The organism is Plantibacter sp. MMLR14_011, assembly GCF_001865025.1.
Lineage (GTDB): Bacteria > Actinomycetota > Actinomycetes > Actinomycetales > Microbacteriaceae > Plantibacter > Plantibacter flavus_A.
The window spans coordinates 530,651-555,327 of record NZ_MJGW01000001.1; the positions used below are offsets into that span (position 1 = coordinate 530,651).

General features: G+C 69.8%; 21 protein-coding genes. 8 read left to right on the forward strand and 13 right to left on the reverse strand.

Annotated features, from left to right (window positions below; all coding sequences use genetic code 11):
- Positions 1-41: 41 nt before the first annotated feature.
- From BIU99_RS02390 to BIU99_RS02400, 3 genes are read left to right on the forward strand one after another with little or no spacing between them, the layout of a single operon-like run.
- Positions 42-1,100: an aldo/keto reductase gene (locus tag BIU99_RS02390; RefSeq protein WP_071259360.1), complete on the forward strand. Its 1,059-nt coding sequence runs from the start codon at positions 42-44 to the stop codon at positions 1,098-1,100.
- Positions 1,097-1,510, forward strand: coding sequence for an RbsD/FucU family protein (locus BIU99_RS02395; protein WP_064294673.1), 414 nt, complete (start codon positions 1,097-1,099; stop codon positions 1,508-1,510). The genes BIU99_RS02390 and BIU99_RS02395 overlap by 4 nt, the downstream gene beginning before the upstream one ends.
- A 58-nt stretch (positions 1,511-1,568) precedes the next feature.
- Positions 1,569-4,787, forward strand: coding sequence for a glycoside hydrolase family 2 TIM barrel-domain containing protein (locus BIU99_RS02400; protein ID WP_175484337.1), 3,219 nt, complete (start codon positions 1,569-1,571; stop codon positions 4,785-4,787).
- Between the two features lie 189 nt (positions 4,788-4,976).
- On the opposite strand, the gene BIU99_RS02405 is transcribed toward BIU99_RS02400, so the two are convergent.
- Positions 4,977-6,614 (reverse strand): PAS domain-containing sensor histidine kinase, encoded by a 1,638-nt coding sequence (locus BIU99_RS02405; RefSeq protein WP_071259099.1) that lies wholly within the window; start codon positions 6,612-6,614, stop codon positions 4,977-4,979.
- 158 nt (positions 6,615-6,772) lie between these two features.
- Here BIU99_RS02405 and BIU99_RS02410 point away from each other — a divergent pair, with 158 nt between their 5' ends.
- Positions 6,773-7,447 carry a suppressor of fused domain protein gene (locus BIU99_RS02410; protein WP_083397149.1) on the forward strand — a complete coding sequence of 225 codons (675 nt, stop codon included), beginning with the start codon at positions 6,773-6,775 and terminating at the stop codon, positions 7,445-7,447.
- A gap of 18 nt (positions 7,448-7,465) precedes the next feature.
- Here the strand turns inward: BIU99_RS02410 and BIU99_RS02415 are convergent, their stop codons facing one another.
- Genes BIU99_RS02415 through BIU99_RS02435 form a run of 5 tightly spaced genes read right to left on the reverse strand, consistent with a single transcriptional unit; the run spans position 7,466 to position 14,144 of the window.
- Positions 7,466-8,782 carry a glycoside hydrolase family 125 protein gene (locus BIU99_RS02415; protein ID WP_083397150.1) on the reverse strand — a complete coding sequence of 439 codons (1,317 nt, stop codon included), beginning with the start codon at positions 8,780-8,782 and terminating at the stop codon, positions 7,466-7,468.
- Positions 8,770-11,043: a glycoside hydrolase family 3 N-terminal domain-containing protein gene (locus tag BIU99_RS02420; protein ID WP_071259102.1), complete on the reverse strand. Its 2,274-nt coding sequence runs from the start codon at positions 11,041-11,043 to the stop codon at positions 8,770-8,772. Before BIU99_RS02420 ends, BIU99_RS02415 begins: the two co-directional genes overlap by 13 nt.
- The gene (locus BIU99_RS02425) at positions 11,040-11,891 is read right to left on the reverse strand and encodes a carbohydrate ABC transporter permease (protein ID WP_071259104.1); all 852 of its coding nucleotides are present in this window, start codon (positions 11,889-11,891) and stop codon (positions 11,040-11,042) included. Before BIU99_RS02425 ends, BIU99_RS02420 begins: the two co-directional genes overlap by 4 nt.
- A gap of 19 nt (positions 11,892-11,910) precedes the next feature.
- On the reverse strand, positions 11,911-12,843 hold the full coding sequence (locus BIU99_RS02430) for a carbohydrate ABC transporter permease (protein ID WP_064294678.1): 933 nt from the start codon (positions 12,841-12,843) through the stop codon (positions 11,911-11,913).
- Positions 12,844-12,860: 17 nt separating this feature from the next.
- On the reverse strand, positions 12,861-14,144 hold the full coding sequence (locus BIU99_RS02435; RefSeq protein ID WP_071259107.1) for an ABC transporter substrate-binding protein: 1,284 nt from the start codon (positions 14,142-14,144) through the stop codon (positions 12,861-12,863).
- 140 nt (positions 14,145-14,284) lie between these two features.
- Here BIU99_RS02435 and BIU99_RS02440 point away from each other — a divergent pair, with 140 nt between their 5' ends.
- Together BIU99_RS02440 and BIU99_RS02445 are read left to right on the forward strand one after the other, a co-directional pair.
- Positions 14,285-15,328, forward strand: coding sequence for a LacI family DNA-binding transcriptional regulator (locus BIU99_RS02440; RefSeq protein ID WP_071259110.1), 1,044 nt, complete (start codon positions 14,285-14,287; stop codon positions 15,326-15,328).
- Between the two features lie 4 nt (positions 15,329-15,332).
- The gene (locus BIU99_RS02445) at positions 15,333-16,595 is read left to right on the forward strand and encodes a glycosyl hydrolase (RefSeq protein WP_254773550.1); all 1,263 of its coding nucleotides are present in this window, start codon (positions 15,333-15,335) and stop codon (positions 16,593-16,595) included.
- 50 nt (positions 16,596-16,645) lie between these two features.
- Here the strand turns inward: BIU99_RS02445 and BIU99_RS02450 are convergent, their stop codons facing one another.
- Entirely contained in the window at positions 16,646-17,200 is a 555-nt protein-coding gene (locus BIU99_RS02450; RefSeq protein WP_071259366.1) for a GNAT family N-acetyltransferase, read from the reverse strand.
- Positions 17,201-17,315: 115 nt separating this feature from the next.
- Between BIU99_RS02450 and BIU99_RS02455 the strand changes: the two genes are divergently transcribed.
- Positions 17,316-17,828 carry a hypothetical protein gene (locus tag BIU99_RS02455; protein WP_071259113.1) on the forward strand — a complete coding sequence of 171 codons (513 nt, stop codon included), beginning with the start codon at positions 17,316-17,318 and terminating at the stop codon, positions 17,826-17,828.
- Between the two features lie 15 nt (positions 17,829-17,843).
- Here BIU99_RS02455 and BIU99_RS02460 read toward each other — a convergent pair whose 3' ends face one another.
- Positions 17,844-18,959: a hypothetical protein gene (locus tag BIU99_RS02460; protein WP_139205312.1), complete on the reverse strand. Its 1,116-nt coding sequence runs from the start codon at positions 18,957-18,959 to the stop codon at positions 17,844-17,846.
- A 93-nt stretch (positions 18,960-19,052) separates the two neighbouring features.
- Between BIU99_RS02460 and BIU99_RS02465 the strand changes: the two genes are divergently transcribed.
- Positions 19,053-19,682 carry an isochorismatase family protein gene (locus tag BIU99_RS02465; RefSeq protein WP_071259118.1) on the forward strand — a complete coding sequence of 210 codons (630 nt, stop codon included), beginning with the start codon at positions 19,053-19,055 and terminating at the stop codon, positions 19,680-19,682.
- A gap of 14 nt (positions 19,683-19,696) precedes the next feature.
- Here the strand turns inward: BIU99_RS02465 and BIU99_RS02470 are convergent, their stop codons facing one another.
- Genes BIU99_RS02470 through phnC form a run of 5 tightly spaced genes read right to left on the reverse strand, consistent with a single transcriptional unit; the run spans position 19,697 to position 24,640 of the window.
- Complete coding sequence (locus BIU99_RS02470) at positions 19,697-21,205, reverse strand: ABC transporter substrate-binding protein (RefSeq protein WP_139205313.1); 1,509 nt, start codon at positions 21,203-21,205, stop codon at positions 19,697-19,699.
- Positions 21,206-21,260: 55 nt separating this feature from the next.
- Entirely contained in the window at positions 21,261-22,133 is an 873-nt protein-coding gene (locus tag BIU99_RS02475; RefSeq protein ID WP_071259124.1) for a MurR/RpiR family transcriptional regulator, read from the reverse strand.
- Positions 22,114-22,989 carry a phosphonate ABC transporter, permease protein PhnE gene (phnE, locus tag BIU99_RS02480; RefSeq protein WP_083397152.1) on the reverse strand — a complete coding sequence of 292 codons (876 nt, stop codon included), beginning with the start codon at positions 22,987-22,989 and terminating at the stop codon, positions 22,114-22,116. Before phnE (BIU99_RS02480) ends, BIU99_RS02475 begins: the two co-directional genes overlap by 20 nt.
- Positions 22,986-23,819: a phosphonate ABC transporter, permease protein PhnE gene (gene phnE, locus BIU99_RS02485; protein WP_071259127.1), complete on the reverse strand. Its 834-nt coding sequence runs from the start codon at positions 23,817-23,819 to the stop codon at positions 22,986-22,988. The genes phnE (BIU99_RS02480) and phnE (BIU99_RS02485) overlap by 4 nt, the downstream gene beginning before the upstream one ends.
- Positions 23,816-24,640 (reverse strand): phosphonate ABC transporter ATP-binding protein, encoded by an 825-nt coding sequence (gene phnC, locus BIU99_RS02490; RefSeq protein WP_071259130.1) that lies wholly within the window; start codon positions 24,638-24,640, stop codon positions 23,816-23,818. The genes phnE (BIU99_RS02485) and phnC overlap by 4 nt, the downstream gene beginning before the upstream one ends.
- Positions 24,641-24,677 lie beyond the last annotated feature (37 nt).

Here is a 24,677-nt window from a genome sequence, read left to right on the forward strand (position 1 = left end):
CGGTGACCACGCTCGAACCGAATGAAACGGAGAACACAGACATGATCAAGATCGACAGCGTGCCCACCCGACGACTCGCCAGCGGGGCGTCGATACCGGCGATCGGAATGGGGACGTTCGGGTCCGACCGATACGGCGCGGACGACGTGGCGGCGGCGGTCGGCGGAGCGATCCGAGCCGGGTACCGCCTGATCGACTGCGCCTCGGTGTACGGCAACGAGGCGCAGGTCGGTGCCGTGCTCCAGGAAGAGATCGCCCGCGGCGTGCCGCGCGAGGAGCTCTTCGTCATGTCGAAGGTGTGGAACGACGCCCACGAGCCGGCGGCCGCGATCGCCTCGGTCCGACGATCCCTCCGGGACCTCCGACTCGACACCCTCGACGCCGTCTTCGTGCACTGGCCGTTCCCGAACCACCACGCACCGTTCGCGGATGCGGCCGACCGCGACCAGCACGCGCGCCCCTACCTCCACGAGGAGTTCATGGCCCTCTGGCATGCCCTCGAGAGCCTGGTCGATGAGGGGGTCGTCCGGCACCTCGGGACCTCGAACGTCACCATCCCCAAGCTCACGGCCATCATCTCCGATGCGCGGATCCGCCCCGCGCTGAACGAGATGGAGCTGCACCCGTGCTTCCAACAGCCCGAGCTGTTCCGGTTCTGCCTCGACCACGGCATCCAGCCGGTGGGCTACTCTCCCCTCGGGTCGCCGTCGCGACCGGATCGTGACCGCATCGACTCCGACGTCTCCGACATGGACCACCCCGTCGTCGCATCGATCGCCCGTGCGCACGGCGTCCATCCGGCGCTCGTCTGCCTCAAATGGGCGGTGCAGCGCGGTCAGATCCCGATCCCGTTCTCGGTGAAGGAGTCGCAGTTCGTCGCCAACCTGCAAGCCGTGATCGAAGACCCCCTGACCCCTGCCGAGCTGGAGGAGTTGCGTTCAGCAGAACGGAACAACCGACTCATCAAGGGTCAGGTGTTCCTCTGGCCGGGCGCCGGCAGCTGGCTCGAGCTGTGGGACGTCGACGGGACGATCCCGGGATGGCACGGTTACGCAGCAGACGGCGCGACGGTCCCTGCGACGGCTGGAGCGTCCGCGTGATCACCGGCCCACTCGTCCACCCGCCGCTGCTCGAAGCGCTCGCGTCGTCGGGCCACGGCTCCGGGGTCCTCATCGCCGACGGCAACTACCCCTACCTGACCGGGACCCGTCCAGGCGCACGACTCATCCATCTCAACCTTCGCCCCGGCCTGCTGGACGTCACGACGGTGCTCGACGCCGTGCTCACGGTCGTGAACGTCGAGTCGGCGACCGTCATGCAGACCCCGCCCGGCGTCGAGGCCCCCGCGCAGGACGACTACGCGCGGGCACTGGGCTCCGAGGTGCCGATCGAGCGGGTCGAGCGCTTCGCGTTCTACGACCGCGTGCGATCCCCGGACGTCGGCGTCGTCATCGCGACCGGAGACGAACGTCTGTACGGGAATCTCCTGCTCACGATCGGCCTGCGCTGACACCGGAAACCGACCGCCCCTATCGATGTTGCAACACCGGATCGCATCCGAGGAGACCATGAACGCGACACCCGAATGGAACGACCCTGCCGTGTACGAGCGGGGGACCGAACCCGCACATGCCACGCTGGTCACGTACGACAGCCTGGCGAGTGCGGTGCGGGCGGACCGCTCCGCCTCGCCGTTCAGGCTCAGCCTGGACGGTGACTGGCGGTTCCGCTGGTCCCCGGACCCCGCATCCCGGATGCCCGACTTCGAGCGGGAGGACGTCGACGACTCGGACTGGGACATCCTCCCCGTCCCCGCAAGCTGGCAGGTGCACGGGTACGACTTCCCGATCGGGGTCAACACCGTGCTGCCGTGGACCGGCGCGAACGGCCACCACGAGCAGCCGCTTCCGACCGGCGACTACCCGCACGCCCCGACCCGCTACAACCCGGTCGGACTGTACCGGACGAGCTTCGAACTCCCGGCGGACTGGGACGGTCGGCGGACGTTCCTCCAGTTCGAGGGCGTGGAGTCGGCGTACACCGTCTGGATCAACGGTCATCCGCTCGGCTATCGCGAGGACAGCTACACCCGCGGCGAGTTCGAAGTGACGTCGCACCTGCACGCCGGGTCCAATGTGCTCGCCGTCGAGGTGTACCGATGGTCGACCGGGTCCTACCTGGAGAACCAGGACAACGTCCGACTCTCCGGCATCTTCCGGAGTGTCAACCTGCTCTCCAGGCCGTCCGTGTTCGTCCGTGACTTCACGGTCAGGACTCCGCTCGCGGACGACTGGTCCGAGGCGACACTCGAGCTGGACGTCGAGGTACAGGACGGTTCAGGCGAGCTTCACGGAGAGCGCCTCCACGCGCGGGGGACGCTGTTCGACGGGACGGACGTCGACGCGCCACAGCTCTGGTCGCGCGCCGCATCCGTTTCATCGGAGGCGTCCGAAGGGGGAGTGTCCGCCACGCTGGCGGAGTCCGTGCGGCCGCCTCGGCTCTGGACGGCCGAGCACCCGGAGCTGTACACCCTCGTCGTGGAACTGGTGGATACGGACGGTTCGGTCGTCGATCGCGTGTCCACTCGCGTGGGGTTCCGACGCGTCGAGATCGTCGACGGCGTGTTCCTGATCAACGGCCGGCCGCTCTCGATCCGAGGCGTCAACCGACACGAGTGGAACCCGCGGACCGGTCGCACCCTCAGCCTGGACGACATGGTCGCCGACATCACCCTGATGAAGCGGAACAACATCAACGCCGTCCGCACTTCCCACTACCCGAACGACCCCCGGTGGTACGAGCTCGCCGACGAGTACGGGCTCTACATCTTCGACGAAGCGAACAACGAGACCCACATCAACCGCGTCGACGGCGACGGACGGCCGAACATCCCGGGAGATCGACCCGAGCTTCGAGCACCACTGCTCTGGCGCATGCGGAACATGGTCGACCGGGACAAGAACCATCCCTGCGTGATCGCGTGGTCGATCGGCAACGAATCGGGCGTCGGTTCGAATCTGCGGGCCATGTACGACTGGGCCAAGGCCTACGACCCGTCACGGCCGGTCAGCTATCAGGATTCGACCGGCTCCGGTTCGCCGATCGTCCCATCGGACCACTCCGACTTCGACGGCGACTTCTACCCACCGGTCCCGCAGCTGATCGAGCGAGCGACCCGAGACCCGAGGCCGTACCTCCTCGTCGAGTACGCGTTCAGCCAGGGCAACACCTCCGGCTATCTCGACGAGACCTGGAACGCGATCCGGCAACACCCCGGCCAGGTGCTCGGGGGCTTTCTCTGGGACTGGGCCGACAAGGGACTGTGGTGGGACGTGCCGGGGCGGCCGGGGGAGGAGTTCCTCGCCTACGGCGGCGACTGGGGCGACGATCCCAATGAGGAGGGAGCCCATATGAGTGGGCTGGTGCTCGCCGACCGCACGCCGACGCCGAAGCTGCAGGAGGCCAAGCTGGCGCATCAGCCGGTGAGCATGACGCTCCTGGATCCTGACAGCTGGGTCGTCGCGATCACGAACGAGTACCTGTTCACGAGCCTGGACGAGCACCGATTGCGGTGGGCGGTCACTGAGGACGGTCGAGCCGTCAGCAGCGGAACGATCATCGGCACTGCACTGTCGATCGGGCCGTCGCAGCGTACGGAGGTCACCCTGCCGTGCGAACTGCCGGCGGAGCGGCGTCACCGAGCCGAGTACCGACTCGAGCTCTCGATCGAGCTCGACGCACCGACTCGGTGGGCGCCAGCAGGGCACGTCGTCGCCCGAGCCCAGTTCGCCCTCCCCGTGCCGGGGGCTGCGCCGGAACCGCTAGCTGTGTCGGACGCAGCAGCGCCTCGACTCCAGGAGAGCGATGGCTTGATCGAGGTCCACGGGACCGGCTTCTCGGTCACCGTCGACCGCACGACGGGGCGGATGACGTCGCTGCGATACGACGAGCGGGAGCTGCTCGCGAGCGGCCTCATGCCGAACTACTGGCGTGCCCCGAACGACCCCGAACTGTCCATCCCGGAGTTCAGGGAGACCCACCCGGAGCCGTCGCTGCCCTGGCGTGGTGTCGGCGAGGCCTGGGCCGTCGGCTCGGTCGAGACGACCCACACGCCCGGCGCGGTCCGCGTCATGGTGAGCGGGTCCGTCACGACCACGGTGCCGTTCCGTCCGAGCCAGCGCATCACGACCTCGCCGCAGTCCATCGTCTACACGATCCATGGCGACGGGCAGGTGGACGTGCTGTCGACGTTCGAACCCGTGCCCGACACGCCCAATCCGCAGGTCGTCGGGACCACCTTCGGTCTCCGGCCCGAACTCGCGAACCTCGAGTGGTACGGACGGGGACCATGGGAGTCGACCGTCGACCGGCGCAGCTCGGCGTTCTTCGGCAGGTTCTCCGGCCGGGTCGCGGACCAGATCACGAGATACAGCCGACCGCAGGACACCGGGAACAAAGCCGACACCCGCTGGGCGGCGCTGACCGACGACGCCGGCAGCGGGGTGCTGATCGTGGCTGAGGGAAGCATGTACCTCAACGCCCAGCCGAACAGTCCTGACGAGCTCGCGGGACGTCGCCACTGGTACGAGGTGCTCGCATCCTGGCGGACCGTCGTCCGCGTGGACGCAGCGCAGGAGGGGGTGCAGGGCGGAAACTGGGACCTGCTGACCCGCCCGGAGCAGTACAGCAACACACCGGCGAAGGGCCCGTACCGCGTGCTCTACAGCCTGCTTCCTCTCCGCGAGGGTCAGGACCCCGCGGTACTGGCGCGGTCACCCCTCCGCTGACCGTGCCCCCAAGGGTGCGCCGGACACGCGCTGTTCGCCGGTTCCCGGTTTGACTCTCGTTTCGCGGCCGCGACGATCAGCCTGGACGTGGCCAGCGATGAATTCGGCGCACTTGTATGGGTCCTCGGTCCTGCTCGCTGTCTCCGACGAGAGCGACGACCCCGGCGCGCTGACGCCTCGTCGGCGGTGTCAGCCGGCCGAGCGGTTCCGGCGGGCCAGCGGGAGTCGGACGATGAAGGTCGTCCCGGGGTCACCGGTGGCGAAGGCCTCGATCGTGCCGCGGTGCGCGTGCGCGATGGATCTGGCGATGGTGAGTCCGAGGCCTGAGCCGCGGATCGTCTCCTCGCGCACGTTCCCGGCTCGGTGGAACCGTTCGAAGACCCGGGTGAGTTCGTCCGCCGGGATGCCGATCCCCGTGTCGGTGACGCGGATGATCGCATCCACGCCGTCCGAGCGCACGCTCAGGAAGATCTCGCCGGCGCGGGTGTAGGTCACCGCGTTGTCGAGCATGATCGAGAGCAACTCCCGGAGGCGTGCTCGATCGCCGACGAGCTGCAGCGTCGGCACGGCAGCGGTGCGCAGCTCCACGCCGTCGGGCAGGCCGAGCCGTCGTCGCTCGTCGGCCGCCTCCAGCACGATGGCGCTGAGGTCGACGGGTTCGTCGGTGATCTCCAGGTGGGGTGCGCTCGCTGCGAGGAACTGTTCAGCCAGACGCCCGAGATGATCGGCGCTCCGGCGGACGACGGCGAGCTGGGCTTGCACCCGGGGTGCGACGTCCGAGTCGTCGTCGAGCATATCGAGATAGCCGAGGATGCTCGTGAGGGGCGTCCGCAGTTCGTGGCTCAGGCTCGTCAGTGACTCGGTGCGCATCCGGACGGCTTCGGTGAGCTCGGTCACGTCCTGCCCGACGAGGACCGCCCCGTTCGGTGCCCCGTCCGCGCCACTGACCGGCCGACCGTTCGCGACGAGGGCTCGTTGCCTGCCGGGAGGCCCCACCCAGTAGAAGAAGTCGCGGACGTCCTGTCCGTCGAGGACCCGCAGGACCGGTTGGTCCTCCACCGCCAGCGGGGTGAGACCGTCCGCCGCCCAGATGAAGCGGGCGCCCCCGGTCGACGCGTCGTAGCCGGCCAGTGCCGCGAGTTCGACGGCGAGTCGGTTGTTGAGGATCTCGGTGCCGTGTTCGTCGAAGAAGACCAGTCCGACGTTCACCTCGTCGGCGACGGTGCGGAGCATCACGGCCAGCCGGTTCTGCCGCTCCAAGGCTTCGACCTTCGCTTCGCCTTCGGCCCGCACGCTCGCCTGGGCGCGTTCGAACCGTTGCGACTGCAGGCCGACGGCGAGGATGACCAGCACGAGCAGCAGGGTGAGCGCGATGAGCTCGCTCACGTCCTGCGTGCTCACGGGGCCCTCGCCGTACAGCAGGCCGGGCAGCCAGACGACGAGCACGCTCCCCACGAGAGCGAGGACGACGCCGAGGCGTCCGAAGCTGTAGGACAGCCAGAGCACGGGGAAGGCGAGCAGTACGATCGAGGCGCCGAGGACGGGGGACACCGCGTGGTTCACAAGTCCCACGACGGCGAGGTCTGCGCTGACCAGGGTGAGCGCCCACGGGCGGGCGATCCGCTCCCACGGAAGCACGAGCGTGGCGACGAGCGCGAGTCCCATCACGGCCCAAGCCAGTTGGAGTTCGGTGACACGGAGGACGGCCGGACTGGTGATGCCGACGATCGCCGTGACGATCCCGACCCCCAGCGCCAGCGGTCCCTGACTCCGGCTCAGCAGGCCGAGCCGTGGGTGGCGCTCGGTGCCTTCGATCCAACGTGGCATCGGGCCTCCCAGGTGTCCCGCCCGGTGTCGGGCAAATTCACTGTATCGCCGCCGCGACCGATGGACGGCACCCGTGATCCGCCTCATCCGACGGGCCAGTCGGCGCGCGCGTCCACCTCGATGGGCGTGTCCGAGTGACCGATGCCTACACTCGTCGCATGGGCTTCTTCCGACGCAAACGCCAGCAGCCACCGACGCCGCCCGCCGCGCCCGATCCCGCGGCGGCCGGCCCAGCCGATCTCGACGACCTCGACGAGCGGGGATGGGACGCCGTCACGCAGGCGGTCTCGCAGCACTACCCCGGGGCCCGTGAATTCCACGTCGCCTACTCGCCCGGCCTGCACTTCGGGTCCGCCCTGCAGGGGTGTTCGGCGCTCCCCGGGCCCGACCACTGGTTCTACGTCACCTACGGGCTCACGGAGCTGTGGGGCAAGGACTCCGACGATCCGACGACCAGTGGCTTCGGATACGAGCTGACCATGCGTGTGCGCCGGTCACCGACCGAGGAGACCCCGCCTGAATGGCCGTACCGTGCGCTCGTCGTGCTGGCGCAGTACGTGCGCAGCGGACCGCAGGAGCTGTGGTTGGGGGATCGCATCCGACTCGCGAACGGCGTGACCGACGACCCCGACGGTGCCCTCACGACGCTCGCCGTCAGACTCGACCCGGTGGTCGAACCCATCGAGACGCCGAACGGCCGGGTCGCCTTCTGGCAGGCCGTCGCGCTGACCGACACCGATGTCGAGGAGGCGAAGCGGTCGACGACGGACGAGGTGCTGGAGCGTCTCGCAACGGACAACGCGCTGCTGATCACCGACCCGGAGCGCCGCTGAGTCGTCAGGCGAACCGCGTCAGGCGAAGCGCGTCGGGCGCGATCGCTCGTCGTCCACGACGGTGAGGGCGAGTTCGCAGAACATCGACTCGGCCCAGGAGAACCAGGGGCGTGAGAAGACGGCGGGATCATCGACGTCGATGCTCTCGTGCACGCGGCCCGTTCCGGCATCCGTGTCGGCGATCATGCGCAGCAGATGGCGACGGTCGGCCGGGGTGCCCACCAGTCCTTCGACGGCGAGTGCGATGGGCCAGACCCGCCGATCACGGGTGTGCGGACTGCCGACGCCTCGCAACACCGAGCCCTCGAACCAGTACGGGTTCGCCGGACTCAGCACGACGTCGCGCGTGGCCGCCCAGACGGCCGGATCGAGGACGGTCGGTGCGATCAGGGGGAGCGAGAGCAACGACGGGGTGTTCGCGTCGTCCATGATGAGGCGGCCCCCGAGCCCGTCGACCTCATACGCGTAGATCGGGACCCCGCCCGGCCCGGGCACGATCCCATGCGCCCGGACGCCGGCGACGAGTTCGGCGGAGAGGGCGCGGGCATCCTCGGCCAACGGCATGTCCTCGAGCACCTCGGTCGCGATCTCGGCGAGCGAGAGCAGAGCTTCCGCGGCGAAGAGGTTGGCCGGGATGTTGAACCCGAACGTGCACGCGTCGTCGGACGGGCGGAATCCACTCCAGGTCATGCCGGTGTGCGCGACCGCGGAACCCCGGCCGCCACGCGGCAGCGTCTCGGTGGGGATGGTGGTCGTCCGTTCGAACCGGTACGGAGACGTCTCGTGCTGTTGCTCGGCGCGGAGCTGATCGACGACGGTCCGCAGCACGCCGGGCGTCGGCGCGTCGAGCAGGAATCCGGTCCGTCCGGTTCGGCGCCACAGCGCGTGAGCGAGGGTGACCGGGTAGGCGAGACTGTCGACCTCGTACTTCTGCTCCCAGACCTCGGGATCCTCGCACACGTCCGCGGGATCGTAGCGGGCACCCGTCGGTCCGTCGTTGAACGCGTTCGCGTAGGGGTCGTGGGCGATGAACCCGAACTGCCGGCGGACCACCTGCTCCACGAGGTCGGCCAATTGCCCGCTCTGCTCGACGAACCGCAGATACGGGGTGAGCTGGGTCGTCGAGTCGCGGAGCCACATCGCCGGGATGTCGCCCGTGATGACGAACACCCGTCCCGCCGGATCGACGCCGACGGTCTCGGTGAGCGTGGCGAGCAGCGCCCGGCCGACCAGGTCGCCGATGCGGCCGTCGGTGACCCGTCCCACCTCCACGGCGGCGTCGGCGAGCAGCTCACGGGTGCGGGCGTCCGGGGCGAAGGGGGTCAGTGTCCCCATCCGGTGTCTCCTTCCTCATCGGTGATCCGCACGACGAGGGCGTCGGACGGAGGGTCGTGGCTCGGGGCCGTCCAGGCGACCACCTCCGCGGGAGCCGGCACCGGACGACCATCCGCCCAGGACCCGAGTCCATCGAGACCGAGGGTGAACGCGACCGCGGCCGTCGACCGGGCAGCGACCTCGACCCGTTCGACCGCGAGCACACTGCGCCGGCGCGGACGGAGGCCGAGCTCATGGCGGCGGCCGTAGAGCGGCACCGGCAGGGAGACAGCCCGATCGGTGTCGTTGACGAGGTCGGCGGTCAGCGTGACCGTGCCTCCCTCGCGCAGCGCCTCCGCGGTGAGCGTCGCTTCGACGGGACGCAGCCGGACCGACACGGCGGAGGCGCCACTGCCGAACAGTCCGCCCACGGGATGGCGGGCGTCGACGTAGCCGCGGGCCGTCTCTCGACGCTCGTCGTGCGCGACGGGCCACACGCCGTCGGCCGAGGGGAAGGTCGCCGGGAGCAACCCGCCACCGACCCCGGTCGCGAGGACGTCGACGATCGCCGCACCACCGTTCGGGCCGGGGAACGGGGCGACGATCAGTGCGTCGGCCAGCGTGACGAGTGGCTCGAGCGGGCGCGGGCGGCCGTCGATCAGCACCGCGATCACGACGGGGACGGCTGCCCGAGCGGCACGGAGGAGGTCGAGTTGCGACTCGGGTAGGGCGAGGCGCGCGAGGTCGACACCCTCGCCGTTGGTGGTGTCGGGAGCGGGGCCGTCGACGGCGCCGTTGTCGGCGAACTCGTCGTCGTAGCGTCGTCGACTCGTCCCACCCAACACGACGACCGCGGCGTCCGCCCCGGACAGCGCCGCGTCCACCTGTTCCGCGACGTCACCCGGAAGACGGGAACGGTGCGAGGCGCCCTGCGCGTATCGCACGTGGCCCGTACCGTGCCGTGCCTCGAGTGCGGATCGCACGGTGGAGGCCTGCGGGTCGTCGTCCGGCCGCGGCGGCGTGTAGTCACCGAGCTGGGCTTCGAGATCGTCGGCGTTCGGGCCGATCACGGCGACGACCGCGGATGCGGAGAGCGGGAGGACGCCATCGTCCTGCACGAGGACGCAGGACTGCGCCGCCGCGCGGTGCGCGAGTTCGAGGAACTCCCTCGGAGGGCGATCTTCGGCCGGACCTGCGACGGCGTGTTCCGGCTGCGCTTCCTCGAGCAGGCCGACACGCCGCTTCAGCGCGAGGACCCGGTCGGCGGCGCGGGTCACGAGCGCCTGATCGAGGAGTCCGCGTTCGATCGCCTCCTCCACGTGCGTGAAGGCCTCGTCCCACAGGCTCAGATCGACCCCCGCTGTGATGGCGAGTGCCGCGGCGCTCGCCGGGTCGGGCGTACTGTCGCGCAACCGGTCCACCGCCGTGCCGTCGGCCATGACGATGCCCTCCCATCCCCAGTCCTCGCGGAGGACCCCGGTGAGGAGGTCCGCGTTGGCACTGCACGGGACACCGTCGATGTCGTTGTACGCCGCCATGAACCCGGACACGCCGGCCCGAGCAGCGACGTACGCCGGCCGCAGATGGATCTCACCGAGCTCGCGGCGTCCGATCGGAGCACCGGATCCGTTCCGGCCGCCGATGCCGGCACCCTGCCCGGCGAGGTGCTTCGCGACCACGGCGATGCGGTCGTTTGCGAGCTGCCCGTGCGGGTTCCGCCCCTGCATGCCCCGCACGGTCGCCTCCACGAGCAGCGCCGCCAGCGCCGGGTCCTCGCTGAAGCACTCCTCCGCACGACCCCAGCGCGGATCCCGCAGCACGTCGAGCCCGGAGACGAGCGCCACGTGCGTGCCTCGCGCCCGGGCCTCGGCGGCCACCTCGGCGCCGAGGCCTTCGACGAGGTCGACGTCCATCCCGGCACCGAGTGCGAGGTTCACCGGGAGCGTGGTGCCGCCGAGCGCCATGAGGCCGTGCGGGACCTCCTCGACGAAGAGCGTCGGGAGGCCGGACCCGCGGGTTCGGACGACCTCCTGTACCGCTGCGTAGGCCTCGGCGCTCCGTTCGGGTGGGACGCCGTTCTCCCAGCGCACCTGCGACCACGGGTCGGCGCGCAGGACGCCGTAGATCGCGCCGATCCCACCCCACCGGTCGACCTCGCGCCGGAGCACGTCGGTGACCCGTGGGGCGCCGTCGACCCATTCGACGGCCTCCCACCCCTTGAGACGCTGGTTGATCTGGCCGATCCGCTCGCGCAGGCTCAGCTCGGCCGACGACCGCGTCATCCCTTGACCGCTCCCGACACCAGCGCCTTCTGCATCTGCTTCTGGAGGACCGTGTAGACGAGGTAGACCGGAAGCAGGGTGAGCAGGGTTCCGGCCATGAGGACACCGTAGTCGGTGCCGGCGTCGACCTTGAGCGTCGGCAACGCGACCTGGATCGTGCGTTGGGCGGTGTCGGGGCCGATGAGGATCAGCGGATAGAGGTAGGCGTTCCAGAACGACAGGAAGTTCAGCAGGAGCACCGTGGCGATGCCGGGGATGCAGATCGGGAGGTACACCTGACGCAGGACCTGCAGGGTGGATGCGCCGTCCATGGACGCGGCCTCCTCGAGTTCGCGCGGGATGGTCCGCATGAACGCGGTGAGGATCACGATCGACAGCGGGAGCGCGGTGGCCGGGAGCAGGAGCACGACGAAGGTGCGGGTGTGGAACAGCCCGACGGCGGCGGCGAGGAGGAACGTCGGGAACAACGCCGCGAAGGCGGGGATCAGGAAGCCGAGGTTGAAGACGTTCTCGATGACCTTCCCGAGCCGGCCCTGCGCCCGTGCGAGCGCGAACGCCGCGGGGAGGGCGAGCAGCAGGGTGAGCACGAGCGCACTGATCGTGGTGAGCGCCGAGTTTGCGATCGCGAGCCCGAGGTCCGCCTGCCGGAACGCGGTGGCGAAGTTCGAGAGGTCCCACGATGTCGGCAGCGCCAGCGGCGACTCGAAGATCTCCTCGTTCGTCTTGAAGGACGACGAGATGAAGTAGTAGAAGGGGATGAGGAGGATCGCCGCGTACAGCCAGGCGAGGGTGCCGCTCGTGAGGGACCCCAACCGATCACGGAGGGGGAGGACGGTGCGTGATGCCATGAGAGTCTCCTTGATCCGATCAGTGGGTGGCGCGCAGGGTCCGGCGGATCAGCCACATGCCGAGCAGCCCGAGGACGAACAGAACCACACCGACCGCCTGGCTGTAGCCGAGGTCCGTCTCGACGAACGCCTTGCTGTAGATGAGGTACGACAGCGTCATCGTCGAGGTGCCCGGTCCGCCCTGGGTGAGGAGGAGGACCGTCTGCGCCGAGTTGAACAGCAGCGACAGGAACTGGAGCATGGTGACCACGCCGATGAAGTCGCGGGCGATGGGCCAGTACATGCGCCAGGCGATGCGCCAGTCGCTCGCGCCGTCCACACGGGCCGCCTGCACGATCTCCGCGTCGACGCCGTCGAGACGGGCGGCGATGAGCACGGCCGAGTAGCCGATGCCGCTCCACAGCTCCACAGCGATGATGGCGCCGAGCGCGGTCGACGGGTCGGCCAGCCAGGCGTTGCCCGCCAGGCCGAGCGGCGCGAGCAGGCCGTTGACGAGTCCGTCCGGGTTGAGCATGGCGTAGAACACCATGGCGGTCGCCGGCGCCGAGATGAGCGCAGGGATGAACAGGATGTACCGCAGGACGCGGTGCCCACGGGGCTTCTGGACGACGTAGAAGGCGAGGAGAAAGGCCAGCACGATCATGATCGGGAGTCCGACGACGATCTGGACGGCGGAGTTGCCGAGGGCGGCCCAGAAGGTGGCGTCCGCGAAGACGACGCTGAAGTTGTCCAGGCCCGCGAACGACGGGGTTTCGAGCATCCCCGGCCAGCGTAGGAAGGCAATCACGAAGATCGCGACGACCGGCCCGATCATGAAGACCGCGTACCAGATGAGCGCCGGGAGGGCGAGGCCGGGGAAGCGCTCCCGGAGCGGAGAGCGACGCGGACGAGCGCCAGGTGGTCGGGCGGAGACGGGTCGTCCCGTCGTGGGGGTGACTTCGAGCACGGTCATGATGTCCTTTCGGGCCCTCAGGCCGCGTCGTAGGCCTGCTCGAACCGGTCGATGATCTGGTCGGCGCTCGCGGAGCCGTAGGCCATCGCGGTCACCCGGATCATCGGTTCGAAGACCGCATCGGGGATGAGCAGATCGGGCAGCATCACCGGGGTCACCTGATCGGTGGTGAGCTGCGAGGCCTGCGCGACGAGGGGGAAGTCGGTGCTCACGACGTCCGTGATCCGGTTCATGTCGCGACCGGAGCCGAGGATGAACTCGCTCGTGACCTCGGGGGAGTAGAGGTTCTGGATGAAGGGCTTCAGCAGCTCGAGCTTCTCCGCGCCGTTCGCGCTGATCCAGATGCCGTGTCCGTTGTAGCTCTGGATGACGGTCGGATGGTCGACGACGCCTCCCTGCGAGGGTGTCGGCCACCCGCCGACGGTCACCTCGGCTGCACGCTCCGCGGGGACGAGGGCGAGGGCGGACGACATCGCCGGCACGATCGCGGCCTTCCGGGTGTTGAACTGCGTGAGTTCCGAGTCGGAGGTGTACCCCTGCACGTTGTCGACGAACACGCCGGCATCCCGCAGTTCGACGAAGTGCTCGACGCCGGCGACGGCTCCGGGGAACTCGGAGAGCTTGCCGGTGGAGAACGCTCGGGTGGCCTCGTCCTTCGTGAGGAAGCCCTGCAGGATCTGCAGGAACAGCTTCTGCCCGCTCCAGTCCGATCCTCCGACGGTGACCGGCCCGATGCCCTTCGACCGCAGGGCGTCGGCGACGAGGATGAGCTCGTCGGACGTCGTCGGCAACTCGACGCCCGCCTCCGCGAGCAGGCCGGTGTTGAACGACACCGGCCAGTTGGTCCGGGTGAAGGGGAACGCGCGGAGGTGTCCGTCCTCGTCGGTCCACTCCTCGAGGGCCTCCGGGATGATCTTGTCGCGGAGGCCCCAGTCGTCCAGCAGATCCTCCACCGGGATCGTGGCGCCGAGCCGGGTCCAGGAGAGCGTGCGTCCCTGCAGGTTCACCATGGCGATGTCGGCCTCCTTGCCCGCGAGCGAGCTCGTCTCGAAGACGATGGGGAGGTCGGAGCCGTTCTTCAGGAGGGCGACGGCGCGGTCGGTCGCGCGGGAGTAGGCGGCCACGACGTCCGAGAAGACCTGGGCTCCGGAGACGGCGCCGCTCAACTGCGTGTGCACCGAGATCGACCCGGGGATGCCGGACGCCGGAACGAGGGGGCCGCATCCCGTGAGCAGGGGGATCATCACCCCGCCCCCGATCACCGTGCCGAGGAACGTACGTCTGCTGATGCCATCGGTCATGAGACCTCCTGAGAGCTGCGGTGCGTCGGGATGGGACGTGATCGTGTTCTCCGCGTGGGGCTTGTGTAGCGGTACACATCAACGTGCGGTCAATGTATACCGCTTTACAAGATCCGGTCAAGCCCCTACTCTCGGACACGATGAACGACAAGAAACCGGCTCGCGCGACCATCGCCGCCGTCGCCGCCCGCGCGGGGGTCTCCCCGTCGGCGGTGTCGCACGTGTTCAACGGACGACCGAACGTGTCCACGGCCACGGCGGACCGCATCCGCCGCGCAGCCGACGAACTGCACTGGCGGCCGAACTACGCCAGTCGCAAGGTCAGCGGCCGCGGCGGGCGCAGTCTCGGCCTCGTCGTGACGCGTTCCGGCGACACGTTCGAGCGCGACCCCTTCTTCATGCGGCTGATCGCCGGTCTCACCGAGCCCCTCGCAGCCATCGGTTGGTCGTTGTCGCTCACGCTCGTGCGGGACACCGACGAGGAGCGCGTGTACCGCGAGTGGTGGAGCGAGCAGCGGGTGGACGCGTTCCTGCTCGTCGACGTCCGCGACGACGACCCCCGGATCCTGCAGGTGCGCGAGCTGGGGGCGCCGGCCGTCCTCCTCGGTGCGCCGGTGGACGATCTCGTGCCGGCCGTCACGGTGCACGACGACGCGGCCTACGAGGAGGTGCTGGAGCATCTCGCCGCACTCGGTCACCGCGCGATCTCCCGCGTGAGCGATTCTCCGGGCCTCGTCCACTCCAGGGAACGAGACCGTCGCTTCGTGGAGGCTGCGGAACGTCGGGGTATGACGCCGACGGTGCTGCACTGGGAACCGTCCGCCGAGGATCCCGTCGCCGACGTGCTGCGGCGCTCCGGCCCGGCCACGGCACTGCTCGTCGACAGCGAGGCGATGGCCGCCGAGATCATCGCGCACGCGCCGGAGCTGGGCGTCCGGGTCCCCGAGCAGCTGTCCGTCATCGCCTGGGAGGACTCGTGGGTGTCGACCCTCGTGCGCCCCCGCATCACCGCGCTCGACGCTCCCGTCGAGGAGAGCGCGAGGACGGCGGTGAAACTGCTCGAGCGGCTCGTGAACGGCGAGCGGGTCGCCTCGCAGACCGTCTCGGCGCGACGACTCATCGTGCGGGAATCCACCGCACGGGCGCAGGCCCCGGACCAGACCCCCATCGAGAAGGACGAGTGACACCGTGACCGACCACACTCCGCGCTTCGGAGCGAACTACACACCCTCCAAGGACTGGATGTTCCAGTGGATGGGCATCGACGCCGACGTCGTCCGCAGGGACTTCGAGGCCTTGGCCGGTCTCGGTCTCGACCACGTCAGGGTGTTCCCGCTCTGGCCGGTGCTGCAACCGAACCGGACGCTCATCCGACGCCAGGCACTGGACGACGTCTCGCTCGTGGCCGACCTCGCCGCCGAGTTCGGACTCGACATCGCCGTCGACGTCATCCAGGGGCACATGTCCGGGTTCGACTTCGTCCCGGCCTGGCTCGTCAACTGGCACGACGGCAACATGTTCGTCGACGAAGCCGCCGTCGACGCGCAGGCCGCGCTCGTGTCCGCCGTCTACGACGCCGTGCGGGACCGCCCGAACCTCATCGGCCTGACCCTCGGCAACGAGCTCAACCAGTTCCAGCCACCGAATCCGGCCGCGATGCCCGCTGACAGCGATCAGGTCGCGCACTGGTTGACCAGACTCCTGGAGGCGCCGGTCGACCCTGATCCCCGGCACCTGCTCACCCACAGCGAGAACGATCACCTCTGGTATCGGGACGGGCATCCGTTCCTCCCGGTGCACGCCTCGCGGCTCGGCGACATCACGACCGTGCACTCCTGGATCTTCAACGGCACGGCGAAGCGCTACGGCGGGCTGTCCACGCAATCCGTCCGCCACGCCGAGTGGATGATCGAGCTGTCGAAGGCGTTCGCGACCGACTCGGGGCGTCAGGTGTGGCTGCAGGAGGTCGGTGCTCCGTCGATGAACCTGGCGGACACCGAGATGCCGGAGTTCGCGGCCCGGACGGTGGAGGGCGCGCTCTCCTCGCCCGGTCTGTACGGGATCACCTGGTGGTGCTCGCACGACGTGTCCCGGTCGCTCGGCGACTACAAGGACCTCGAGTACTCGCTCGGCCTGCTCGACGTGGACAACGCGGTCAAGCCGCTCGGCCGTCGCTTCGCCGAGCTCGTCGCGGATGCGCGCGGCAGCGCGAGGGACCGGGTGCTCGCACGCACGGTCGGCGTCGTCGTCGATGTGGACGAGCACGACCTCCCGATCGCTCGGGCCGACCTCGCACCGGGTGGCGTCGTGTTCGAGCGTTGGCACGAGCTGCGTGAACAGGGCGAGGCAGTCACCGTCGTGACGTCTCGGACCGCGGCGGATCCCGCTTCGCTGGCGAAGCGTGGCATCACCGACGTGCACGCCGTCCCCAGCTCGGGATCGGTTCGATGACGGAGTCCGACGACCGCGGTGCGGTCGTCGGGAAGGTCGGCTGACGGGCGTCAGCGGCGATCGCTCGCCAGCAGGCCGAAGACGACCGTGTCGGTCCACTCGCCCTTGTTCCACCAGTCCTGCCGGAGGTGGGCCTCGCGCCGCATGCCGACCCGCTCGGCGAGCCGCGCCGATGCGGTGTTCCGACCGTCCATCTGCGCGGCGACCCGGTGCATCCCCGGCGTGCTGAACGCGAGGTCGAGGACCGCGCCGACGGCCTCGCTCGCGAACCCCTTGCCGCTGTGTGCCGGGTCGAGGACCCAACCGATCTCGGCGACGCCCCGCTCGTGGTCGGTGTACCAGAGCAGGACCTCGCCCACCGGCGCACCCTCGTGCTCGACGATGAGCGCGAGCGCACGCGACGGGCTGCTCAGGCCGGTGCGCTTGAGCCGCTCGGCGCTCTTCGTCCGCGCGACCTCCTCCGTCCACGGCTCGTCGAGGAGGTAGGTGGCGACGGCCGGCCGTCCGTAGACCGCGAGCAACCAGGCCACGTCCGACGGTTCGTGCGGGCGGAGGACGAGTCGATCGGTGGACAGCGGGAAGGTCGTGGGAAGGGAGGTGCTCACGTCGATCAACGATACGAGATGGCGCTCCGCACCGCGCAGCGGGCTTTCCGGACCGCCCACGGGTACGGCAACATGGATCGCGCCGACTCGCAGATCGTTGAAGGGGACCTCGTCCATGACCGCACCGCACCGCAGCCGAATCGCCCTCGTCTGGGGCTCCGGCCTCCTCGTCGCCGGACTCCTCGCCGGATGCTCGGCACCGTCCAGCGGGGATCGCGACTCCGCGGCGCCGTCGTCGACCCCCACCGCCACGGCGACCGCCGATGCCGCAGACGGGCCCGCCGACTACACCGCGTTCTGCGCGGCCAACCGCGCGGCGGCGACCGCGAAGTCAGGCACCGTCGGCGAGGACCTCGAGGCCGTGCAGGCGCAGGTCACGACGATCCGCGACCTCCTGCCGCTGGACGACGTGAGCGCCGAGGTCGCAGCCGGCGCGGAGGTCTTCGCGACCTCCGCTGAGGAGACCGCCGCGATCCTCGCCGAGTTCCCGGCCGACAGCCTCGTCTCCGACGTCGGGCTCGACCCGAGGTTCACCGAGTCACAGGCCGTGCAGAGCGCCGCGACCGACCCGGACTACCAGGCGTTCATCGCCTGGACCATCCAGACCTGCGGTTTCGACACCGAGTGATCGCGCTGCCGGCCGTCACCGCGTCTGGGCGATGATCGCCTCCGCGACCGTCTGTGCACCGTCGCCGGAACTCACGGCGTAGAACGTCTCACCGACGGTGAGGTAGAGCGGCGACCGCGGACCGTCCATGCGGCGCGCGACGAACGCCGATTCGCCGTCGACCGCGCCCTCGAGGATGACCGGCTCGAGCGCCGCCGCCATGTCGGGCTGAGCTGTCAGCTCGTCGATGATCGTCGCGCCGTCGCGCACGACCAGGATGTCGGTGTACCCGAAACCCTCAGCGAAGAGTTCGCAGCTGAACGCACCGACGCGGGCGCTCGCGGCGTCCTCCAGATCGCCGATCGGCTGGGCCCGTGGGTCGATGACGGTGCAGGTGGTGGTGGCCTCGCCGTACTGCAGCGCTGAGACGATCCCGGCCTCGTCCAGCCCGCCGTCGCAGCTCGCGTCGCCCTCGCGTGGCGCGAGCGCAGGCCAGGCGAGCTGAGCCTCGGAGGCGGGCTCCACCGTCGAGAAGGTGGTCTCCGCCGCCGAGGCGAGGTTGTCGAGGACCTCGCCCGACGGCGTGCCGTCGAACCGGCTGCCGGTCGAGGTCAGCCCGGAGGCGGTGATCGACAGCTCGACCCAGGCCGAGCCGACGGGAGCGGACACGCGCCATCCGGTCTCGCCCGACGAGGTGGTCGCCTCGACACCGGCGATCGTCCTCGTGTCCTCGGACGGTGTGTCGCCGGTGTAGGGCGGTGCCCAGTCGTCGGCAGCGCCCGGCAGGATCTCGATCGAGAGGTAGGCCCAGTCGCCCGCTCCATCGCCGATCATCTGCTGTCCGGCGCCCACCCGCCAGGAGCAGGCGAGCCCGCCGGCCGCCGTCAGGACGGCCAGATCCACGGCGTCGGACGGCTGCACGGCCTCGACGACGTCAGCCGGTTCAGCCGCGAGGACGCCGGCGACGGTGTCGAGCGATGCGAGGTCGCTGCACGCGAGGAGGTCGGTCGACTCCGGGGTGCTCGGTGCATCGGAGGTCGGCGACGCGTTCGGCGTCGCGGACGATCCGCACGCCGATGCCGACAGCGCCACCATCACGGCGAGTCCCGCACTGATCCCGACCGAACGCATCCCCGCACCCCTGATCCCCATGCGCCGAGACTATCGGTGGCGCACGTCGTCCGCTTCCGCGGGAGGATGGAACCGGCGTCGTGTGGATGCCATCACCGAACCGAGGAGTTCTCCGTGACCACGACCCGTCGCGCCCTGATCCTGATCGACGTCCAGCAGGAGTACTTCGCCGGTCCGCTCGCGATCCAGTACCCGCCGCGCGACGAGTCGATCCTGCGGATCGCGGACGCCATCGACGCGGCGACGACGGCCGGAGTCCTCGTCGTGGTCGTCCAGCACTCATCCGGCAGCGGGGCCCCGGTCTTCGATCCGGACACGAGTGCGTTCGAGCTGCACCCCGAGGTCGCCCGCCGGGTGCAGCCGTCCTGGAAGGGCGTCGTGAAGCAGTACGGTTCGGTCTTCGCCGGGACCGAGCTCGAGGCGTGGCTGCGCGAGCAGGGCGTCGACACCGTCACGCTCGTCGGGTACATGACCAACAACTGCGTCATCGCCTCGGCAGCAGGCGCCGAAGAACTCGGTATCGACGTCGAGGTGCTCTCCGACGCGACCGGAGCCATCGACCTCGAGAACGCGGCCGGGTCCGTCGACGCGAAGACGGTGCACACGACCCTTATGGCGCTGCTGGATTCGAACTTCGCCGCCGTGGCGACGACGGCGTCCTGGACGCAGGCCCTCACGGACGGCACGGCGTTGCCGAAGGACGACCTGGTGTCCTCCGCCACGCGCGCCGCCGGTCGCGACTAGCCTCCCGCCGCCGATCAGTCGGTGACGGCGACGTCCCGGAGGTCGAGGTGCTCGCTGACGAAGTCGGTGGGGAAGCCGGTGACGCCGTTGCGCACGACGGTGAGGGTGATCCCGGTGTAGAGCCAGTCCGCGGCGTGGTCCTTCGAGACCAGCGCGGCGGCTTCGCGGAGTCGTTCGTCGGCGACCTTCGGGTCGATCGCGGCCTCCGCCTCGGCGACCAACGACTGCACCGCCGGGTTGTCGTAGCCGAAGTAGTAGTCCGGGTCCGCCCAGTGCTGGATGTCGCGTGCCTCGACGTGGTTCACGAGACTGAGGTCGTAGTCGTGGTTGGTGTAGACGTCGTTCAACCACGTGGGGAACTCGACGCTGTCGACCGTCAGGGTGACGCCGACGGCCTTGAACTGCGACACCAGGACATTGGTCGCGGCGGTGCCGTAGTGGTTCGGGACGGTGAGCGTGAGCGCGAGGTCCTCCTGGCCGGCCTGCGCGAGGAGCGCCTTCGCCGCGTCCGGGTCGTAGCTCACGACGTCACTGAGGTCCTCGTAGCCGGGGTCGAGCTCCGGGATCGGTCCGTACTGCAGGGCCGCGGCGCCACCGACCGCTTCGACGATGGCGGCGTGGTCGATCGCCGTCCGGAGGGCCTGGCGGACGAGGGGGTCGTTCAGGGGCGCGCGCTGGTTGTTGAAGGCGAGGGTGTACTTGTCGGTGGTCTTCCCCTCGACGATCGTCAGGCCGTCGGCACGCTCGACCTGGTCCCGCAGGTTCGCGTCGAGACCGATCTGCACGTCGACCTCGCCCGCGAGGGTCGCGTTGACGGCCGAGGACGCGTCGGGGATGTAGCTGAAGACGACCTCCTGGACCTTCGGAGCGTCGCCCCAGTAGTCGTCGTTCCGCTCGACGGTGATGCTGTCGCCCTGCTTCCACGATGTGAGCGTGAACGGCCCGGTGCCGTTCGCCGTCGTCGACAGGTCGTTGTCCGCCCCGGCCTGGAGGACGATCCCCGCACGACCCGTCAGTGCCCACAGCAGGTCGGAGTCGGGGGAGCTGAGCTGCAGCCGGACGGTGCGCTCGTCGACCGCCGTGATGCTCTGGAGCTGCTCCAGGTCGAGGTGGTCGACGAACGCCTCGTTCTGCTGGACCTGCGTGAGCGAGTCGACCACATCGGCGGTGGTGAGCGGAGCGCCGTCGTGGAAGGTCACGCCGTCACGGAGGACGAAGGTGTAGGTGAGCCCGTCGGCGCTGACCTCGTGGCGCTCGGCGAGGGTGTCGACGATCTCGTTGTCCGTCGTGCGCGAGACCAGCCCCTGGTAGACGTTGTCGATGAGGACCTGCTCGAGTGCGACGCCGGAGGTCGTGCGGATGTTCAGGTCCGAGGGCTCGAGGACGAGGCCCACGCGGAGTGTCGCGTCGGTGTCCGCGGTCGGCGTCGTCGCCGGGTCGGCGCAGCCCGTGAGGACGAGGAGGGAACCGGTGGCCGCGATCACGGCGGTGAGCAGGTGACGACGCAGTCGATGACGGGGCATGGGGAACATTCTCGCGGATCCCGGCACCGGTCCGAGCCGGTCTGCCCGAGCCGGGTCAGTCCGAGGCGTCGTCCGACAGCGAGCCGCTGATGACCGCGAGCGTCGCCGACTGGGCGCGCTGCGCACGATCGCCCCGTCGGCCCACGAGCAGGCCGACCACGGATTCCGTCACCAGCATGATGGCCGCCCGGGAGGTGTGCACGAGTTCGTCCCGGAAGGTCGCGTCGATGGGAGCGACCACGAGCGCGACATCCGCGAGTTCGGCGACGGCCGAGCGCGGGAAGGAGGTGATCGCGAGGACGGTCGCGCCACTCGCCCGAGCTGCCGCGGCCACGTCGACGGACGCCCGGTTCGCGCCCGAGCCCGACAGGACCAGACACGCCGCGCCCGGGCCGAGGTGGGTGGCGGCGATCTGCTGCCCGAGCGTGTCGGGCAGGTACTCGGCCGGCCGGCCTGCGGAGATGAGCCGCATCGCCAGATCGGAACCGAGCGGTGAGGAGAGGCCGTTCGCCGCGATGAGCAGTCTCGGCGCCTCGTCGAGCACGCGGACGAACCGTTCGAGCGTCTCCTCCGTCATCGCCGACGTCGTCTGGCCGAGGCGACCGGCGAAGTGGTCGATGGCCCCGCGGAGGGTGCCGAGCATCGTGTCGTCGCCGTCGTCGCGGGTGGTCGGTGTCCCGAGCGCGACCTCGCGGGTGAGGGCGACCCGCAACTGCGGGTAGCCCTCGTACCCGAGCGACTGCGCGGTGCGGATGACCGTGGCGCGGCCGACACCGGCGAGGTCGGCGACCTCCTGGGCGGTGCGCTCGATGCTCGCCTCGATGTCCTCGGCCACCGTCTCGGCCACCCGGCGTTCGCTGGGCTGGAGCGACGGCGCGAGCATCGCGATCCTGGCCGTCGGCGGGGCGTCAGCGGACCCTGTCCACATTGCGGCTCCTCGTCGTGCGGGCGGGAAGGGCGGTACGGGTGGTGCGGGCGATGCCGGGGCCCCGGGTGATCCTGCGTCGGATGGCTCCCGAGATCGCGTCCATCGTCATGGTCACGACGACCACCACGATCAGCAGCATCCCGACTGTATCCCACTGGCGATAGTTGGTGTAGTTCGCCAGCATGCTGCCGATCCCGCCTGCGCCGACGAGCCCGAGGACCGCCGAGGTGCGGATGTTGATCTCGAACCGGTAGAGCGCGAGCGACAGCAGTGCCGGTGCGGCGGCGGGCCAGAGCGCCCAGCGCGTCACCTCGGCGGTACCGCCTCCGGCAGCGCGGACGGCCTCCGAGGCGCCCTCCTGCACGGACTCGATCGTCTCGTAGACCCATTTCCCCTGGGTGCCGACGCCGGCGATCCCGAGCGCCAGCGCGCCCGTGAACGGGGTGAGTCCGGTGATCGTGAGCAGGATGAGGGCGATGATCACATCCGGGACCGCGCGGATCACGGCGAACACCCCGCGCAGCGGCAGCCGCAGCCAGACCGGACCGACCGACCCGGCGGCGAGCATGCCGAGCGGGATCGAGACGAGGACGCAGAGGATCGCGCCGATCCAGGCCATCGAGATCGACCGCCACATCTCGGTGAGGGCCCGCGGGAGCTTCTCCCAGTTCGGGCTCTCGAACATGAGCCCGCCGAAGTGCACGAGCTGCGCCGGGACGGTCCCGAGGTCGCGCCAGTCGATCGGCAAGCCGGCGGTCGCGGCGATGACGACGATCCCGACGGCGACGGCCGCGAGGGTCGGGACGAGCCGCGAGGGACGGCGGGGGAGCAAGCTGTTCGGATCGGTCGCGGTCATACGAGTCGCCTCCGCAGCAGGTTGGACGCGACCTCGATGAGGACGACCACGACGAGGATCTCGAGGACGATGACCGAGACGTCGTCGTAGGCGTAGAACGCCCGCCGCTCGTCGAGCAGCCGACCGATGCCGCCGGCGCCCACGATGCCGAGGATGGCGGAGATGCGGACGTTGAGCTCCAGGGTGTACAGCCACTGGTTCGCGAACAGCGGCCAGACCTGCGGGAGGACGGTGACGCGGTTGATCTGCGACTGCGTCCCACCGGCGGCCTTGCCGGCCTCGATGTACGGGTGGTCGGCGGAGTCGATCGCCTCGGAGACGAGTTTGACGATGATGCCGAGGTCGAAGAGGAAGAGCGTCAGGAGGCCGGGCAGCGCACCGACGCCGACCATGGCGACGAGGATGGTCGCGTAGACGAGGTCGGGCACCGCTCGGATGACGTTGACGATCGCGCGCAGGATGCGACGCGACAGGCCGTTCGGGTTCGTCGGGGCCGCCGCCCACAGCGTCAGCGGGACGGACAGCAGCGCAGCGGCCACCGCACCCACGAGCGCCATCTGCAGCGTCTCGAGCATCGGTTGCACCGTCCGTGGCAGGAAGGCGACGTCGGGTTGGAAGAGCTGGAGGAGCAGACCGGAGCCGTTGTCCCAGTGGGAGATGAGCGCGCCGAAGTCGAGCTGTACGCCGCCGATCGCCGGGAGGCAGGTGGCGATCGTGAAGGCGGCCACGGCCCCGATGATGAGCGCGGTCCGCAGCCGGGTGCTCGGCCTGGGCGGCAGCTGCCAGTCGGTCCCGGGCGGCAGCTTCACGTCGGTCCTGGTCGCCGTCATCGGTCCAGCCGATCGTCGGGCTGGATGGGGCGACCGTAGATCCGCTCGAAGTCCGCCTCGGTCGCGTCGGCTGCGGAGCCGTCATAGACGAGTTCGCCGTCGCGGAGCCCGATCATGCGGGTCGTGTAGGTGCGAGCGAGGTCCATGAGGTGGATGTTCACGAGCACCGTGAGACCCGTCTCGGTGTTCACCCGGCGCAGGTCGTTCATCACCGTGTGCGCGGTCGGCGGGTCGAGACTCGCGACGGGCTCGTCGGCGAGCATGACGCTCGGCTGCTGCGTGAGGGCGCGGGCGATCGCGACGCGCTGTTTCTGCCCGCCGGAGAGTTGCGCCGCGCGGGTCCAGACCTTGTCGAGCATGCCGACCGACTGGAGCGAGCGCAGGGCGAGCTCCCGGTCGGCGGCGGTCGTCAGGCCGAGGAGGTTCCGGTACGTCGGGGTGCCGGCGAACCGGCCGACGAGCACGTTGCGGTACACGCTCGTCCGATCGGCCAGGTTGAAGCCCTGGAAGATCATGCCGACGTGCCCGCGCAGCCGACGGAGCTGTCGGCCGCGCAGACCGGTGACGGTGTGCGGCCCGACGGCGACGGTCCCGCTCGTCGCCGGCACGAGGCCGTTGATCGTGCGGATGAGCGTCGACTTGCCGGAGCCGGAGAGCCCCACGACGGAGACCATCTCCCCGGCGGCGATGTCGAGAGAGACGTTGCGGAGCGCCTTCGTGCCGTTCGGGTAGGTGACCGAGACGTCGTCGAGACGGATGGACCACGACGCGGAGGCCGCGAGCTGGGCTCGGGCCTCCGCGCGATGCTGATCAGTGTTCATGCACCGGATTCCTGGAGAGGGTCGATCGGTTGAAACG

Excerpts from the sequence above, each read along its gene's own strand:
- BIU99_RS02410 (WP_083397149.1), top strand. The coding sequence starts at position 6,773 with ATGGGCTTCTTCCGACGCAAACGCCAGCAGCCACCGACGCCGCCCGCC.
- BIU99_RS02400 (WP_175484337.1), top strand. The coding sequence starts at position 1,569 with ATGAACGCGACACCCGAATGGAACGACCCTGCCGTGTACGAGCGGGGG.
- phnC (WP_071259130.1), bottom strand. The coding sequence starts at position 24,640 with ATGAACACTGATCAGCATCGCGCGGAGGCCCGAGCCCAGCTCGCGGCC.
- phnE (WP_083397152.1), bottom strand. The coding sequence starts at position 22,989 with ATGACCGCGACCGATCCGAACAGCTTGCTCCCCCGCCGTCCCTCGCGG.
- phnE (WP_071259127.1), bottom strand. The coding sequence starts at position 23,819 with ATGACGGCGACCAGGACCGACGTGAAGCTGCCGCCCGGGACCGACTGG.
- BIU99_RS02470 (WP_139205313.1), bottom strand. The coding sequence starts at position 21,205 with ATGCCCCGTCATCGACTGCGTCGTCACCTGCTCACCGCCGTGATCGCG.
- BIU99_RS02440 (WP_071259110.1), top strand. The coding sequence starts at position 14,285 with ATGAACGACAAGAAACCGGCTCGCGCGACCATCGCCGCCGTCGCCGCC.
- BIU99_RS02390 (WP_071259360.1), top strand. The coding sequence starts at position 42 with ATGATCAAGATCGACAGCGTGCCCACCCGACGACTCGCCAGCGGGGCG.
- BIU99_RS02475 (WP_071259124.1), bottom strand. The coding sequence starts at position 22,133 with ATGTGGACAGGGTCCGCTGACGCCCCGCCGACGGCCAGGATCGCGATG.
- BIU99_RS02405 (WP_071259099.1), bottom strand. The coding sequence starts at position 6,614 with ATGCCACGTTGGATCGAAGGCACCGAGCGCCACCCACGGCTCGGCCTG.
- BIU99_RS02455 (WP_071259113.1), top strand. The coding sequence starts at position 17,316 with ATGACCGCACCGCACCGCAGCCGAATCGCCCTCGTCTGGGGCTCCGGC.
- BIU99_RS02430 (WP_064294678.1), bottom strand. The coding sequence starts at position 12,843 with ATGACCGTGCTCGAAGTCACCCCCACGACGGGACGACCCGTCTCCGCC.
- BIU99_RS02460 (WP_139205312.1), bottom strand. The coding sequence starts at position 18,959 with ATGGGGATCAGGGGTGCGGGGATGCGTTCGGTCGGGATCAGTGCGGGA.
- BIU99_RS02415 (WP_083397150.1), bottom strand. The coding sequence starts at position 8,782 with ATGGGGACACTGACCCCCTTCGCCCCGGACGCCCGCACCCGTGAGCTG.
- BIU99_RS02435 (WP_071259107.1), bottom strand. The coding sequence starts at position 14,144 with ATGACCGATGGCATCAGCAGACGTACGTTCCTCGGCACGGTGATCGGG.
- BIU99_RS02425 (WP_071259104.1), bottom strand. The coding sequence starts at position 11,891 with ATGGCATCACGCACCGTCCTCCCCCTCCGTGATCGGTTGGGGTCCCTC.
- BIU99_RS02420 (WP_071259102.1), bottom strand. The coding sequence starts at position 11,043 with ATGACGCGGTCGTCGGCCGAGCTGAGCCTGCGCGAGCGGATCGGCCAG.